Below are 14,253 nucleotides of genomic sequence, written 5' to 3'. Positions count from 1 at the left end.
GAGGGCAAGGCCACATCAGGGTGCGGGTGGGGTTCTCAGGCTCTGGTGCCGATCACCACGTGGGCGTGTCTCTCCTCCGAGACGGCCGTGCGGGCGGTGAGACCGGATCGGTGGAAGGCGTCGAGGGCGTGCGGTGCCTGGCGTCGGCTCGTCTCGACGAGGAGGCAGCCGCCGGGGGCGAGCCAGTCGGGGGCCCCGGCGGCGACCCTGCGCAGGACATCGAGGCCGTCCGTGCCGCCGTCGAGCGCGACCAGGGGTTCGTGGTCGCGGGCCTCGCTCGGCAGCAGCGGGACCTCGCCGGTGGGGACGTACGGGACGTTCGCCGCGAGGATGTCGACCCGGCCCCGCAGGTGGTCGGGGAGTGCGGCGAAGAGGTCGCCCTGGTGGGCGCGGCCGCCATAGGGACCGAGGTTGCGGCGGGCACAGCGGACCGCCACCGGGTCGATGTCGGCGGCGTGCAGTTCGACGCCGCCGAGCGACGCGGCCAGGGCGGCGCCCACCGCGCCGGAGCCGCAGCAGAGGTCGACCACCACGCGGGCGCCGGGGGCGGTGGCGAGGGCCTGCTCGACGAGGTGCTCGGTGCGGCGGCGGGGGACGAACACGCCGGGTTCGACGGTGATGCGCAGGCCGGCGAACTCCGCCCAGCCGAGGACGAGTTCGAGGGGCAGGCCCGCGACACGCCGGTCGACCATGGAGGCGGCCTCGTCCGGGGTGGGGGCGGTCGCGAGGATCAACTCCGCCTCGTCCTCGGCGAAGACGCAACCGGCGGCGCGCAGTGCCGTGACGACGGAGGTGAGGGAGAGAAGCGGCATGACAGCCAAGGAGCCTTTCGGTGGGCCGAAGGGCGCTCCCGCGGTGGCCTAGCGGCGGCGCACCGCGCGGTGTTGAGGTGAGAGCACCCGACCTGACACAGCGGTAATGGGTCTCACCTCCTCGGTCCACGTTGCTGACTGGCCCGGCAACACTACCCCATGATCACGAACGGTCCCTCAAGGCTCCGAGAGGCGCCGCCGGCGTCCGACCGTCCCCCGTCGCGACCGCCGACACCCGGGCCGCCATGAAGCGGGTGGTGCGGCGGAGGCGGAAGCCGAGGGCCTCGTAGAGGCGGATGGCGGTCGTGTTGGCGGCGGCGGTGTGGAGGAAGGGGGTTTCGCCTCGTTCCCGGATGCCGTGGGCGACGGCACGGACGAGGCGGGTGGCGAGGCCCGCGCTCCGGAAGGCCGGGTCGGTGCAGACCGAGCTGATCTCGGTCCAGCCCGGTGGACGCAGCCGCTCACCGGCCATGGCGACCAGCGTGCCGTCCCGGCGGATGCCGAGGTAGGTGCCGAGTTCGATGGTGCGAGGCAGGAAGGGGCCGGGCCGGGTGCGTGCGACGAGGTCGAGCATCTCGGGCACGTCCGCGGGGCCGAGCCGTACCGCCTCGTCGTCCGGGGCGGCGGCGATCCCGTCGTCGACGAGCTGGACGCCCTCCAGGTCGAGGGTCACCTCCCAGCCCGCCGGGAACCCCTCGCAGTAGGCGACCGCCACCTCGGCACCCGGACCGGCCAGCGCGGCGAGATCGGCCCAGTCTGCCGCGTCGAGGCCCTCCGGCAGGCCCAACCACGGCGAGACGTCGGGTGGGTAGCGCAGCAGCCGGCCGCGCCGCTCGGCGATGGGGGCACCTCCCACGCCGTTCAGGCTGTGGGGGAGGGCGTGCGGCCCGGTGAGGGCGGCGAGGGCGGGGTTGTCGAGGACGTGCGGCACGGTGTCCGTGCCCTTGCCGCCGCCCGTCGCGTACTCGGTCATGCGCTCTCCCACTCCGCTCCACTGCCGTCCGGCCACTCCGGCCACTCCGGCCCGTCCGGCCCGTCCTGCTGATCCGCCTCATCCGGATGGTCTGCTCATCCGGCTCGTCGGCCGCCGGACCGGCCTGCTCCACCAGCTCCGGCCACTGGCGGCAAGGAAGATCGTCGCGGCCCTCTTCCCGGGGCTCCGACGACTTCACGCGAACCCAATGATCGGCACCCGCCCCCGGGGCCGGGGCACTCTCCAGCGGCACGTACGGTTGTGTGACTCACCCACCACCGCCGTCACGTTGGACCCCCATGAACGTCACCCGAGGCTTCACCGGGCGCCCCCGCGTCCACCACCCAGGGCTGCCGCCCGGCCAGTACGACGCCGGCGACGACTGGCCCGTCCTGTCGGCCGAGGTCACTCCCGACCTGGCACCCGCCGACTGGACGTTCAGGATCGACGGCCTGGTGGCGGAGCCTCGCTCCTGGGACTGGGACGAGGCGCACGCGCTGCCCGCGTCGGTGTACGAGGGCGACATCCACTGTGTGACGAGCTGGTCGAAGTTCGGGGTGCGCTTCGGGGGCGTCTCGCTGGACGCGTTCTGGGACGCGGTCCGGCCCGACGCGTCCGCCACGCACGTGGTCGCGTACGCGCACAGCGGTTACACCACGAACCTCCCGCTCGCCGATCTCACCGGCGGGCGCGCCTGGATCGCCTGGGAGTACGACGGCGAACCGCTGGCCGCCGAGCACGGCGGTCCGGCGCGGCTGCTGGTGCCGCACCTGTACTTCTGGAAGAGCGCCAAGTGGATCGCGGGCCTGCGGCTGCTCGACCACGACGAACCCGGCTTCTGGGAACAGAACGGCTACCACGCGCGGGGCAACCCGTGGGAGGAGCAGCGGTACTCCGGTGACTGAGACGACAGCGCCGGACACGGCCTTCTCGCCACCCACCCGGTTCGCCGTGCCCGGCCGTATCGCCGTGAGCAACCGGACGGCGGCCCTGTGGCAGACGGCCACGCTGACGGAGATCCGGCGGGAGACGCCCGTCGTGTCCACGTTCCGGTTCGCGGTGCCCGGGTGGGCGGGACATCTGCCGGGGCAGCACCTGATGCTGCGGCTGACCGCCGGGGACGGCTACACGGCGCAGCGTCACTACTCGCTGGCCTCCCCGCCGGACGACGCGGGACACATCGAGCTGACCCTGGACCATGTCGAGGGCGGTGAGGTCTCCGGCTGGTTCCACACCGAGGCCCGGCCGGGCGACCAGGTGGAGGTGCGCGGCCCGCTCAGCGGTTTCTTCGCCTGGCCCGGGGACCGGCCCGCGCTGCTGATCGGGGCGGGTTCCGGTGTCGTACCGCTGATGTCGATGCTCCGCCACCACCGGAGGCGGGCGCTAAACGTACCCCTGCGGCTGCTGGTGTCCGCGCGCGGGCCGGAGGAGCTGATCTACGCGGCGGAGTACGGCGCGGAGACCACGGCCGTGTTCACACGGCGGGCGCCCGAGGGGATGCCGGTGGGGCGGCTGTCGGCGGCTCACGTGGCGCGGGTGGTGGCCGAGCGGCCGACGGGCGGGTGGGAGGCCTATGTGTGCGGCTCCAACGCGTTCGCCGAGCACGCCTCGCGGCTGCTGGTGGCGGCGGGGCAGCCGGTGGATCGCATCCGCATCGAGCGGTTCGGCTGACCTTCGCCGCGAGATTTCTGGCGCAGACCATGCCATTCCGGCCTCTTTCGGGTACACCGGAAGTGCGGACCAGTCCTAACCGGGGTTCTCGTATCCGAGGGCCGTGCCGGTGAGGGAGGGCGAGATGCGAGGCCAGGTCTTCGGGTGGCGTTGGCGCGCCAATCCGCTGCGGCGACGCTCGGACGTCGTCGAGGCGTGGACGGTGCTGTGCGTCGTGCTGCTGCTCGTCCTGGGTGCCCCGGCCGTCGGGGTCGCGGTGGGCCGGTGGGCCCATGGGGACGCGCGAGCGCACGCCACGGCCGAGCGCGCCGCGCTGGACCGGGTCAGCGCCGTGATCGTCGAGCAGGCGCCGGCCTCCGTGCCCTCGGCGCACGGCGACAGGCAACCCAAGTACTGGGTGGGGGCCCGCTGGACCGAGCCCGACGGCGGCTCCCGTACCGGTGAGGCCCGGGTGCCGGCGGGCACCGAGCGCGGCGATCGCGCCGATGTGTGGCTGGACGACGCCGGGCGCAGTGTCCAGCCACCGCCGACCGACACCGCTGTCTGGCAGCACGCGCTGTCCATGGGGACCTTCGCCACGGGCGGCGCCGCCGCCGCCGTGCTGCTGGGACACGTCGTCGTCCGCCGGATCGCCCTTCGGCACCGGCTCGACGAGTGGGAGCGGGAGTGGGCGCGGACGGGGCCCGATTGGGGACACCGCCCGGCCTGATGGGCCACGAGAACGAACGCGAACAATTCTCAGCTAATAGCTGCACAGCACATGTCGGCCACCCTCGAAACATCCACAAAATCCACTTCCTCAACGCAGTTGATACTTCAATTGCGTTGCTGCCATAATCCGCTTCCTCCCCCACAGGCATAAGGCAGCGAAGAGGGTGCATTGTGTCCAACCACACGGCACGGTACGGCAGTTCCGCCCCGTCTCCCCCCGCACGGACAAGCCGACAGCCCATCCACGCCCATCCTGAGTTTCGTTCGATAAGCGCGGCATATCGTAGGTTCGGGATAGCGGCGACGGTGTTTTCCGTCGGTGGATTCCTGTCGTACGTCCTCCTGTCGAGTTTCGCTCCGGGGGTAATGAATCAGCGATTGATCGGACATCTCACGCTCGGGCTGACCCTGGGTCTGGCGCAGTTCGCCGTCATGGGTGTGACCGCGTTGCTGTATGTCCGGCACATGCGCGAGAAGATCGACCCGGTCGTCCGGCGGCTCCGCAGCCAGCTGGAGGAGCACGAGGCCGAGCAGCCCCGGGTTCCGGCCGGACGGCGGTTCGGCGCATGGTGACCTTCTCCGCGAGCGTGGCCGACGCGTTCAGCCTGCGGCTGACGTTCGTGCTGTTCCTGTCGGTCGTCGTGATCACCCTGTTCACCGCCTTGCTGACGGCACCGCAGCGGGACGAGATCGGCGAGTTCTACCTCGGCAACCGTGACATGTCGCCGTTGCGCAACGGCCTCGCCATGTGCGGTGACTACCTCTCGGCCGCGACACTGCTCGGCAGCACCGGTCTCGTCGCCCTCACCGGGTACGACGGTCTGCTCTACCTCGGCGGCACGGTCGTCGCCTGGATGATGGTGCTGCTGCTGATCGCCGAACCCCTGCGCAACTCCGGGAAGTTCACCCTCGGCGACGCCCTGGCACGCCGGCTCCCGCTGCGGCAGCGGCAGGTCCGGCTGGCGCTCGCCGTCTGCACGCTCTGCGTGTGCACCCTGTACCTGGTGGCCCAACTGGTCGGCAGCATCGCGCTGATGACACAGTTCGTCGGCGAACCCGGCCCCACCACCCGCACGATGACCGTGATCATCATCGGCTCCATCGTCACCATCTACGCGGCCATCGGCGGTATGCCCGGCGCGACGTTCATCCAGGTGGTCAAGGCCGTGATGCTCGTCGCCGGGGTCTCGGTGCTCGCGGTCCTGGTGTTGAACCGCTTCGACTGGAACGTCGACGGGCTGCTGGCGTCCGCCACCGCGGGCAGCGGGCTGGGCGACGAGTACCTGCAGCCCGGTCTGCGGTACGGGGCGGGCCCGATCAGCAAGATCGACTTCTTCAGCCTGCAACTGGCCATCGTGCTCGGACTCGCCGCGCTCCCCCATGTCATGATGCGGCTGTTCGCCCCGCGTCGGACCAGGGTGCTGCGCGCCTCCGTGGTCTGGGCGGTGGGTCTGGTCGGTTTCGTGTGCCTGATGGCCGGCGTCCTGGGCCTCGGCGCCACGGCCGTCGTCGGCCGGGAGACCATCGCCGGCATCGATCACAAGGGCGACGCCGCCGTCCTGCTCCTCGCCCACGAGCTGGGCGGCGAGGTGCTCACGGCGATCGTCTCGGCCCTGGCCTTCGTCACCCTGCTCGCGGTCGCCGCCGGGCTCATGCTCGCCGCGGCCTCGTCCGTCGCCCACGACCTGTACGGCGAGGTGATCCGCAAGGGCAGGGCCAAGGAGACGCAGGAGCTGGGCGTGGCCCGGATCGCCGCGGTGATCCTCGGCGTCCTGAGCATGATGTTCGCCCTCCTCGCCTGGGGCACCAACACCGCCACGCTCGCGTTCCTGGCCTTCGCGATCGCCGCGTCCGCCATCCTGCCGACCATCGTCTACAGCCTGTTCTGGCGCGGGTTCACCGCGCGCGGCGCCCTGCTCAGCCTGTACGGCGGTCTGGCCACCTCGGTGCTGCTCGTGGTGTTCTCGCCGGTGGTCTCCTCCACTGCCGGCTCGGTCTACCCGAACGCCGACTTCGCGTGGTTCCCGCTGCAGAACCCGGGCATCGTGTCGATCCCCGCCGGCTTCCTCCTGGGTTGGCTCGGCTCTCGTCTGGGTCCGCGCGAGGACGAGAGCGCGTACGAGGACTTCGAGGTACGGGCCCTGGTCGGGGCGGACCAGCGGTGAGCCCCGGCACCGGCCGCGGGTGATCCGTGGGGCGTCGCGGGCCGGGAAAAGCCCCTTGGCGGGCCACGACGCCCCACGTACGGTGTGATCATCCGCACCTCAGAACTCAAAAGGTGGTCCTTCATGGCCCTGTTCGACCTGCCGTTGGACGAGCTCCGTGGTTATCGAAGCGCTTCGACGGAGCCCGAGGACTTCGACGCCTTCTGGGCGAAGACACTCCAGGAGGCCCGCGCGCACGACCTGGACGCCCGTTTCGAGCCGGTCGAGACCCATCTGAAGACGGTCGAGGTATACGACGTCACCTACTCCGGATTCGGCGGGCACCCGGTCAAGGGCTGGCTGGTCCTCCCGGCCGGGGCGACCGAACCGCTGCCCACCGTCGTGGAGTTCATCGGCTACGGCGGCGGTCGCGGCCTGCCCCACACCCACCTCCTGTGGGCCTCGGCGGGCTACGCGCACTTCGTCATGGACACCCGGGGCCAGGGCAGCGCCTGGGGCGGTGGCGGCGACACCCCCGACCCGGTGGCGGGCGCCCCCGCCTTCCCCGGCTTCATGACCCGGGGCATCGACGCCCCCGAGAACTACTACTACCGCCGGGTCTACACCGACGCCGTCCGCGCGGTGGAGGCCGCCCGCGCGCATCCGCGGACCGACGCCGCACGCACCGCCGTGGTCGGTTCCAGCCAGGGCGGCGGCATCTCGATCGCGGTCGGGGGACTCGTCCCCGACCTGGTGGCGGTCGCGCCCGACGTGCCGTTCCTGTGCGACTTCCCGCGCTCCACGATCCTCACCGACCGGGATCCGTACCGCGAGATCGGCAAGTACCTCAAGACCCACCGCGGCCGCACGGAGCAGGTCGGGCGCACCCTCGCCTACTTCGACGCCGTGCACTTCGCCGCGCGCGGCCGGGCCTCCGCGCTGTTCTCGGCGGCCCTGGAGGACCAGACCTGCCCGCCGTCCACGGTGTTCGCGGCCTTCAACGCCTGGGCCGAGGCGAACAAGCGCATCGAGGTCTACGACTTCAACGACCACGAGGGCGGCGGGCCCTACCAGGAGGCGGTCAAACTGCGCTGGCTGGCCGCACAGCTCTGAGGCGTCCCGGAGGGGATGGCCACGGCCGAGGCGGCACGGCGGTTCGTGGGTGTGCGGCATGGGCGTGGGCCGCCCATGCCGCACGTCCGTCGTACGCCTTCCCCCCTGTCCGACCAGTCGGTATGTTCAGGGGGCCCGGACGGCACCCGTCCCGGCGAACGGCCGTGGACGACGGAGGGCTCATGTCTCAGTCTCAGGTGCGGGGTCACTGCGAGGCGCGGTTCGAGGCCGTGCGCGACGCGTTCGAGGAGAACTTCGCCGAGCGTGACGAACTGGGGGCGGCGGTCACGGTGACGCTGGACGGGGAGACCGTGGTGGACCTGTGGGGCGGCTGGGCCGACGCGGCGCGGACCCGCCCCTGGGAGCGGGACACCGTGGTCAACGTCTGGTCGACGACCAAGGGCGCGACCGCGCTGTGCGCGCACCTCCTCGTCGACCGGGGTCTGCTCGACCTGGACGCCCCGGTGGCCGCGTACTGGCCGGAGTTCGCGGCGGCCGGCAAGGAGGGTGTCCTCGTCCGGCATCTGCTGTCGCACCGGTCGGGGCTCGCGGGCCCGCGCGAGCCGCTCTCGTTCGAGCAGCTCCTGGACTGGGAGCCGACCGTCGAACGGCTCGCCGCGCAGGAGCCGTGGTGGGAGCCGGGCACGCGGTCGGGGTACCACGCCATGACGTTCGGCTTCCTCGTCGGTGAGGTGGTCCGGCGGGTGTCGGGGCTGCTGCCGGGCGCCTTCCTGGCGCGGGAGGTGACCGGCCCGCTGGGCATCGACTTCACCATCGGACTGCCCGAGGCGCAGGCGTCACGGGTGGCCGAGCTGGTGCATCCACCGGCCGCGACGACCAGTGAACAGGCGGCGGTCTTCGCCCAGTTGACGCCGACCGCGCTGGCCGCCCTCGCCAACCCGGTGGTCGGCGCGGCGCAGGCCAACACCCCCGAGTGGCGGACGGCCGAGGTGCCGGCCGCCAACGGCCACGGCACCGCGCGGGCTGTGGCCGCGCTGTACGGCATCCTCGCGCTGCGCGGTACCTGGGGCGGCCGGGAGGTGCTGTCGGCGAAGGCGGCCGAGCGGGTCCGTGAGGGGCAGGGCGCCTGCCGTGACCTGGTGCTCGGGGCCGGGTTCGGCCGGGACACGGAGATCGGGCTGGGACTGTGGCTGAGCGGGCCGCACGGTTCGTACGGCCCGAACCCCAGGGCCTTCGGCCACGACGGCTACGGCGGTTCCTGCGGTCTCGCCGACCCGGAGGCCGGCGTGTCCCTCGGCTACGTCATGAACCGTATGGGTCCGCACATCGCCGACGACCCGCGCAAGATGGCGCTCGTCGACGCGCTCCACACCGCGCTGTGACCCACGGGGCGGCCCGCCCCACGCCCGTCCGGGGCTGTGCTCCCCCGGCACGGAGAGTCTTGCGACAGTGCACGCTCAGTCGATTCCCGCACCTTCTCCGGTGCCAGTATCGACCCCGAGCGAACTGTGGTCCTTCGCTGTCTCCCTGAAGCGAACAGCGGTCCTTCGATGCCGATCTCTCGTCTTCGTCAGGAGCTGACACACGCATGCGCAGACATCACCGTCCTCTGGTCCTGGGCCTCGCCGTCACGGTCGGCGTGCTCACCGCCACGGTCGTCCCGTCGTCCGCCGCCCCCTCGGACGACCGGACGACACCGAAGCCCACCGTCGTCCTGGTGCACGGCGCGTTCGCGGACGCCTCCGGCTGGTCCGGGGTCGTCTCGCGGCTGCGGAAGGCGGGCTATCCGGTCGTCGCCCCGGCCAACCCGCTCCGTGGCCTGCAGTCGGACGCCGGGTACCTCGCCTCGCTCCTCGGCACGATCGACGGCCCGAAGATCGTCGTCGGGCACTCGTACGGCGGTGCCGTCGTCACCGAGGCCGCCGCGTCCGTGCCCGAGGTGAAGGCGCTGGTGTACGTGGCGGCCTTCATGCCCGACAAGGGCGAGGCGCTCGGCGAACTGGCGGACCGTTTCCCGGGCTCCGAGCTCAACCCGGCGCTGGAGGTGCTTCCGGACGGGGCCGGCCACCACGACGTGGCCATCAAGCCGGACAAGTTCCACGACGTGTTCGCGGCCGACCTCCCGCGCTCCACGACGTCGGTGCTGGCGGTGTCCCAGCGCCCGGTCAGCCTCGCGGCGTTCGGGTCCACGGCGCAGGCCGCGGCGTGGCGCACGATCCCCTCGTGGTTCCTGGTGGCCACCGAGGACAAGACGATCTCCCCCGCGCTGGAGCGCTTCCAGGCGGAGCGGGCGGGATCGCACACCGTCGAGGTCGACTCCTCGCACGTGGTGATGATGTCCCACCCGGACAAGGTGACCTCGCTGATCAAGTCGGCGGCGAAGTCCACTCGTTGAGGCGCGGCCGGCGTGCGGTCAGCCCTCGCGGGTGGCCACCACCATGCGACAGCGGGGGCTGCCGTCGGTCCGTCGGCCGAACTCGGGGAGCGCGAACAACTCCACCTCGAACCCCGCGCGTTCCAGCTCACGCTGCACGACACCGAGCCGGAACGGCCGGTAGTACATGACGAACGGCGGCCGCCAGAGCGCGTTGCGCACCCGCATCGCCGCGTCGAAGCCCAGGGCCGCCCAGTACCAGGGGGAGCGGACCGGGGCGGGCGCCGGCAGCGGGAACGCGAAGCGACCGCCCGGTCTCAGGACGGAGTGGACCTCGGAGAACAGACGCGGCAGCTGCTCGGGCAGGAAGTGCCCGAACGCGCCGAGGCTGACGACCAGGTCGAAGGCCGAGGTGAAGGGGAGGGCGAGGGCGTCGCCGCGCACCCAGGAGAGGAGGGGGCCTTCGCTGCCGGCGGAAGCGCCCCCGGGGCCCACCCGCTCCCTGCCCACCGCCAGCATCCCGGCGCTGATGTCCACACCGGTGACGCTCTTGCGGCAGACCTCGCGCAGCACCTCCATCCCGGCTCCGGTGCCGCAGCAGAGGTCGAGGCCGTCCTCGAAGGGGCCCATCGACGACAGGGCGGCCTCGACCGCCTCCAGGACGGAGTCCGGAGTACGGAACGGGGTCTGGTCGAACTTGGGAGCGAGCAGGTCGTAGCCGTGTTCGACGGAGGAGAGCGCCTGAACGGCGAGTTCGCGGAGGCTGGGGCCTTGCGGGGTGAACATCACCTCAGCTTAGGCCCTGGCTCGGGGCAGCGCCGGGCGTGGACTGTCGCCTAAGGTCCGGGACATGACTTCGTTCCGTCCCGCCCCGACCTGGCTGGCCGACGCCGTCTTCTACCAGATCTATCCGCAGTCCTTCGCCGACTCCGACGGGGACGGCATCGGGGATCTCCCCGGGATCACCGACCGTCTCGACCATCTGTCCTGGCTGGGCGTCGACACCGTCTGGCTGAACCCCTGTTTCGTCTCACCGTTCCGCGACGCCGGGTACGACGTGGCGGACTATCTGAACGTCGCCCCGCGCTACGGCTCGAACGAGGACCTGGCGAGGCTCGTCGACGAAGCGGGCCGCCGGGGGATCCGGATCCTGCTGGATCTCGTCGCCGGCCACACGTCGATCGACCACCCGTGGTTCCGGGCCTCGGCGAACGACCCGGACGACCACCGTTACATCTGGACGGCGGAGGGCCGGCCCGACGGGTTCGTCGCCTCCCCCGGCACCCGGCCGGGGGCGTACCTCCCGAACTTCTTCGACTCCCAGCCCGCCCTCAACTTCGGCTACGCCCGCGGCAATCCGGCCGAGCCGTGGCGGCTGCCGGTCGACGCCGACGGGCCACGCGCCAACCGCCGCGCCCTCCGCACGATCATGGACCACTGGCTGAACCTCGGGATCTGCGGATTCCGCGTCGACATGGCCGCGTCGCTCGTCAAGGACGACCCGGACAGGACCGAGACCGCCGGTGTCTGGACGGAACTGCGGCACTGGCTGGACACCGCCCACCCGGAGGCCGTGCTGCTCGCCGAGTGGGGCGAGCCCGAGGTGTCGATCCCGGCCGGTTTCCACGCCGACTTCTTCCTCCACTTCGGCGGCCCGGCCGACGGCCTCGCCCTGCGGTCGCTGTGGAACAACAGCCAGGGCACGGTCCACGAGGACTGGGACCCCCTCGACTGCTTCTTCGACGCGAGCGGCGGGGGCTCGCCGAACCCCTTCGTCGAGGCCTGGCAGCAGGCGACCACGGCCGTCGCCGGCGCGGGCTTCGTCTCCCTGCCCACCGCCAACCACGACTTCTCCCGCCTCAACTGCGGCCCCCGTACGCCCGATCAGCTCCCCGCGGCCTTCGCCTTCCAGCTGACCTGGCCGACGCTCCCGGCGATCTACTACGGCGACGAGATCGGCATGCGCTACGTCCCGGGTCTGCCCGACAAGGAGGGCAGCGTCCTCGGCCCCGGCTACAACCGCGCGGGCTCCCGCACGCCCATGCAGTGGGACGACACGCCGAACGCGGGCTTCTCCACCGCACCCGCCGACCGCCTCTACCTCCCCGTGGACCCCTCCCCCGACCGCCCGACCGTCGCCGCCCAGCGCGCCGACGGCGCCTCGCTCCTCCACCTCGTCCACCGCCTGATCGCCCTGCGCCGCCGGACACCCGAGCTGGGCCCCGGCGGCTCGGTGGAGGTGCTGCACGCGGGCTATCCGTTCGTGTACGTCCGGGGCGGACGGTATCTCGTGGTGGTCAACCCTCAGCGGGACCAGGCCCGTTGGTCCTCCGCACGCGCCGTCCGGAGCACCCTGGAGGGGCAGGGCGTGGAGATCGCGGACGGCACGGTCACCGCACGGGGCTTCGGGTACGGGATCTTCGAACTCGACGGTTAGCCGCGCACGACACCGGTGCCCGCGCCGACGTCGCCCACCTACGGCCTTCTACGGCGCGGGCGGGCCGGCCGCCTTCGGCTCCTCGCCGTACGCCGTAAGGAAACGGTCGCGGAAGGTGTCCATGCGCCAGACCGGGGCGTCGTCGCCGGGGCGCAGGCCGTCGGACCAGCCCCAGTCGTCGATCCGGTCGAGGACCTCCGGGTCGTGGGCCACGACGGTGACCGGTACGTCGTGGCTCGCGCCGTTGCCGCTGACGCTCGCCATGGGCTGGTGGTCGCCGAGGAAGACCAGGACGGTGTTCTCGTCGCCGTACTTCTCCACGTACTGCAGGAGGCTGTGCAGCGAGTACTGGACGGACTTGCCGTACTCCTCCTTCACCTCGACGGGGTCGGTGAACACGTCCGCGGGGTCCTTGCCTGCCTTCTCGATGTCCCGGTAGACGGAGCCGTCGCCGACCTCGTCCCAGCCGACCATCTCCGGCAGCGGTGCCCAGGGCTGGTGGCTGGAGGTCAGGATGATCTCCGACATCAGCGGCTTGTCGCCCTTCTTGGCGGCCTCCAGGCGCTCGAACGCGGTGAGGGCGTACTGGTCGGGCATGGTCGACCAGCTGAACTTCGGTCCCCGGTAGCCGAGATCGCGGGAGTCGTAGACCTTGTCGAGGCCGTAGAAGTCGCCTTCAGGCCAGTTCTTCTGCACCCCGGGCACGATGCCGACCGTCCGCCAGGCGCCGCTCTTGTGGAACGCGCCGGGCAGCGTGAGGCGTTCGCCGGCGGTGACCGTGCGGTAGCGGCTCTGGTTGTCGATCCACAGGCCCGTCAGGAACGTGGAGTGGCCGAGCCAGCTGCTGCCGCCGTACGTCGCGGAGGTCAACCAGCCGCTCCTCGCAGCGAACCCGGCCTCGGTCAGGGCCTCGCCCTCCTCGTCGAGGGCCGCGTCGACGCCCGGTGCGATGGCCGGGTCCTCCAGGGCCGCGCGGCCGTAGCTCTCGATGAAGGTGATCATGACGTCCTTGCCGCGCAGTCCGGTCAGCAGCCGGTCGGCGGGCACATCGGCGAAGGTGTCCTTCTTGGCCTCCTCGGCGAACGCGGCCTCGTCCCGCAGGGTCTCCTGGACCCGGCCCCAACGGTCCTGCACGAACCCGATGGTGTTCCTGGAGGCGACCGCCGTGTTCTCGATCGGTGTCAGGCCGAGCGCCGCGCAGGTGATCCACACGGTGCCGGCGACGATCGTGCCCCGGGTCGCCCGGTCGCGGTCGCGGACCAGGAGGTCGACGAGCCGTACCACCGCCAGTGCCATGACGACGAACAGCGTCAGTACCAGGACCATGAGGCCGACCACGGCGGCCGTCGCGCCCGTCGGGCCGAGCGTGTCCTGGACGTAGGACTCGGCGTCGTCCAGCAGTCCCCAGTCGAGGACGACGTTGAAGCCCCGGCCGAGAAACTGGTTGAAGCCGATGTCGAGCGCCTTCACGACGACCAGCGCGGCCAAGCCGACCCCGACGACGACCGCGGCGACCAGCCTCGGCCGTCGGGGCAGCACCAGCATCAGGGCGGCGGCGAGGATCGGCTCCACCGGTATGCGCAGGAACTGCCGCGCCTCGAAGTACTCGACCTTGCCGGGCATCAGCAGCGCGAAGAACACCAAGGCGGCGGCCAGCGCCGTGACGCCCCACGACACGTTCCGCGCCGCGACGGGGTACTTCCTGCGGAACGCCGTCCGGTACCCGCGCCATCGGCGCACGGGTTCGACGGTCTTCGCCGGTGTGTCCTGATCCGACGGCCGGCTCGTCCCGTCCGTGTCGGGTGATGGGCTGGAGCGCGTGAAGAGCGACACGCGACGTTCCTTCCGTGCGAAGACCGCTGGCGGTGCCCCCATCTGTACGGGGGCTCCCCGAGATCGGTTCAACGGCCACCGGTAAGCCGTCGGTAAGGAACTCCGCACCATCGGCCGCCGGTGGTGGTACGCTGATCGCGGCACGTGTGTATCGCCCCTTCCCGGGCGCCGGTGCCGCTCCCTCTCAGCGCAGCTCAGCTCCTGAGATCTCTCTCGCCGCACCG

13 protein-coding genes are annotated in these 14,253 nt (G+C 71.7%); 9 read left to right on the top strand and 4 right to left on the bottom strand.

Annotation, left to right across the window (positions count from 1 at the left end):
* Window positions 1-35 precede the first annotated feature (35 nt).
* Both K1J60_RS41710 and K1J60_RS41705 read right to left on the bottom strand, forming a co-directional pair.
* The gene (locus K1J60_RS41710) at window positions 36-812 is read right to left on the bottom strand and encodes a putative protein N(5)-glutamine methyltransferase (protein ID WP_220650760.1); all 777 of its coding nucleotides are present in this window, start codon (window positions 810-812) and stop codon (window positions 36-38) included.
* A 163-nt stretch (window positions 813-975) separates the two neighbouring features.
* Window positions 976-1,785, bottom strand: a complete 810-nt coding sequence (locus K1J60_RS41705) for a GNAT family N-acetyltransferase (protein ID WP_220650759.1) — start codon at window positions 1,783-1,785, stop codon at window positions 976-978.
* 299 nt (window positions 1,786-2,084) lie between these two features.
* Here K1J60_RS41705 and K1J60_RS41700 point away from each other — a divergent pair, with 299 nt between their 5' ends.
* The 8 genes from K1J60_RS41700 (at window position 2,085) to K1J60_RS41665 (ending at window position 9,780) form a co-directional block, all read left to right on the top strand.
* Window positions 2,085-2,690 (top strand): sulfite oxidase-like oxidoreductase, encoded by a 606-nt coding sequence (locus tag K1J60_RS41700; protein WP_220650758.1) that lies wholly within the window; start codon window positions 2,085-2,087, stop codon window positions 2,688-2,690.
* Entirely contained in the window at window positions 2,683-3,456 is a 774-nt protein-coding gene (locus tag K1J60_RS41695; RefSeq protein ID WP_220650757.1) for a ferredoxin reductase, read from the top strand. The genes K1J60_RS41700 and K1J60_RS41695 overlap by 8 nt, the downstream gene beginning before the upstream one ends.
* Before the next feature lie 124 nt (window positions 3,457-3,580).
* Window positions 3,581-4,165: an Rv1733c family protein gene (locus K1J60_RS41690; protein WP_220650756.1), complete on the top strand. Its 585-nt coding sequence runs from the start codon at window positions 3,581-3,583 to the stop codon at window positions 4,163-4,165.
* Between the two features lie 173 nt (window positions 4,166-4,338).
* Complete coding sequence (locus K1J60_RS41685; RefSeq protein ID WP_259408148.1) at window positions 4,339-4,740, top strand: DUF485 domain-containing protein; 402 nt, start codon at window positions 4,339-4,341, stop codon at window positions 4,738-4,740.
* A complete protein-coding gene (locus K1J60_RS41680) occupies window positions 4,734-6,332 on the top strand; it encodes a solute symporter family protein (protein ID WP_220650755.1) in 1,599 nt (532 codons plus the stop codon). Before K1J60_RS41685 ends, K1J60_RS41680 begins: the two co-directional genes overlap by 7 nt.
* Before the next feature lie 123 nt (window positions 6,333-6,455).
* Window positions 6,456-7,424 (top strand): acetylxylan esterase, encoded by a 969-nt coding sequence (locus K1J60_RS41675; protein ID WP_220650754.1) that lies wholly within the window; start codon window positions 6,456-6,458, stop codon window positions 7,422-7,424.
* A gap of 182 nt (window positions 7,425-7,606) precedes the next feature.
* Window positions 7,607-8,767: a serine hydrolase domain-containing protein gene (locus K1J60_RS41670; protein ID WP_220650753.1), complete on the top strand. Its 1,161-nt coding sequence runs from the start codon at window positions 7,607-7,609 to the stop codon at window positions 8,765-8,767.
* A 206-nt stretch (window positions 8,768-8,973) separates the two neighbouring features.
* Entirely contained in the window at window positions 8,974-9,780 is an 807-nt protein-coding gene (locus tag K1J60_RS41665; protein ID WP_220650752.1) for an alpha/beta fold hydrolase, read from the top strand.
* Between the two features lie 18 nt (window positions 9,781-9,798).
* On the opposite strand, the gene K1J60_RS41660 is transcribed toward K1J60_RS41665, so the two are convergent.
* Window positions 9,799-10,545: a class I SAM-dependent methyltransferase gene (locus tag K1J60_RS41660; protein ID WP_220650751.1), complete on the bottom strand. Its 747-nt coding sequence runs from the start codon at window positions 10,543-10,545 to the stop codon at window positions 9,799-9,801.
* 64 nt (window positions 10,546-10,609) lie between these two features.
* Here K1J60_RS41660 and K1J60_RS41655 point away from each other — a divergent pair, with 64 nt between their 5' ends.
* On the top strand, window positions 10,610-12,196 hold the full coding sequence (locus tag K1J60_RS41655) for an alpha-amylase family glycosyl hydrolase (protein WP_220650750.1): 1,587 nt from the start codon (window positions 10,610-10,612) through the stop codon (window positions 12,194-12,196).
* Between the two features lie 48 nt (window positions 12,197-12,244).
* Here the strand turns inward: K1J60_RS41655 and K1J60_RS41650 are convergent, their stop codons facing one another.
* Window positions 12,245-14,029 carry an alkaline phosphatase family protein gene (locus K1J60_RS41650; protein ID WP_220650749.1) on the bottom strand — a complete coding sequence of 595 codons (1,785 nt, stop codon included), beginning with the start codon at window positions 14,027-14,029 and terminating at the stop codon, window positions 12,245-12,247.
* Window positions 14,030-14,253 lie beyond the last annotated feature (224 nt).

This window comes from Streptomyces akebiae, from assembly GCF_019599145.1.
Classification (GTDB): Bacteria; Actinomycetota; Actinomycetes; order Streptomycetales; family Streptomycetaceae; genus Streptomyces; species Streptomyces akebiae.
This window is presented reverse-complemented; position numbering and strand designations above follow the sequence as displayed.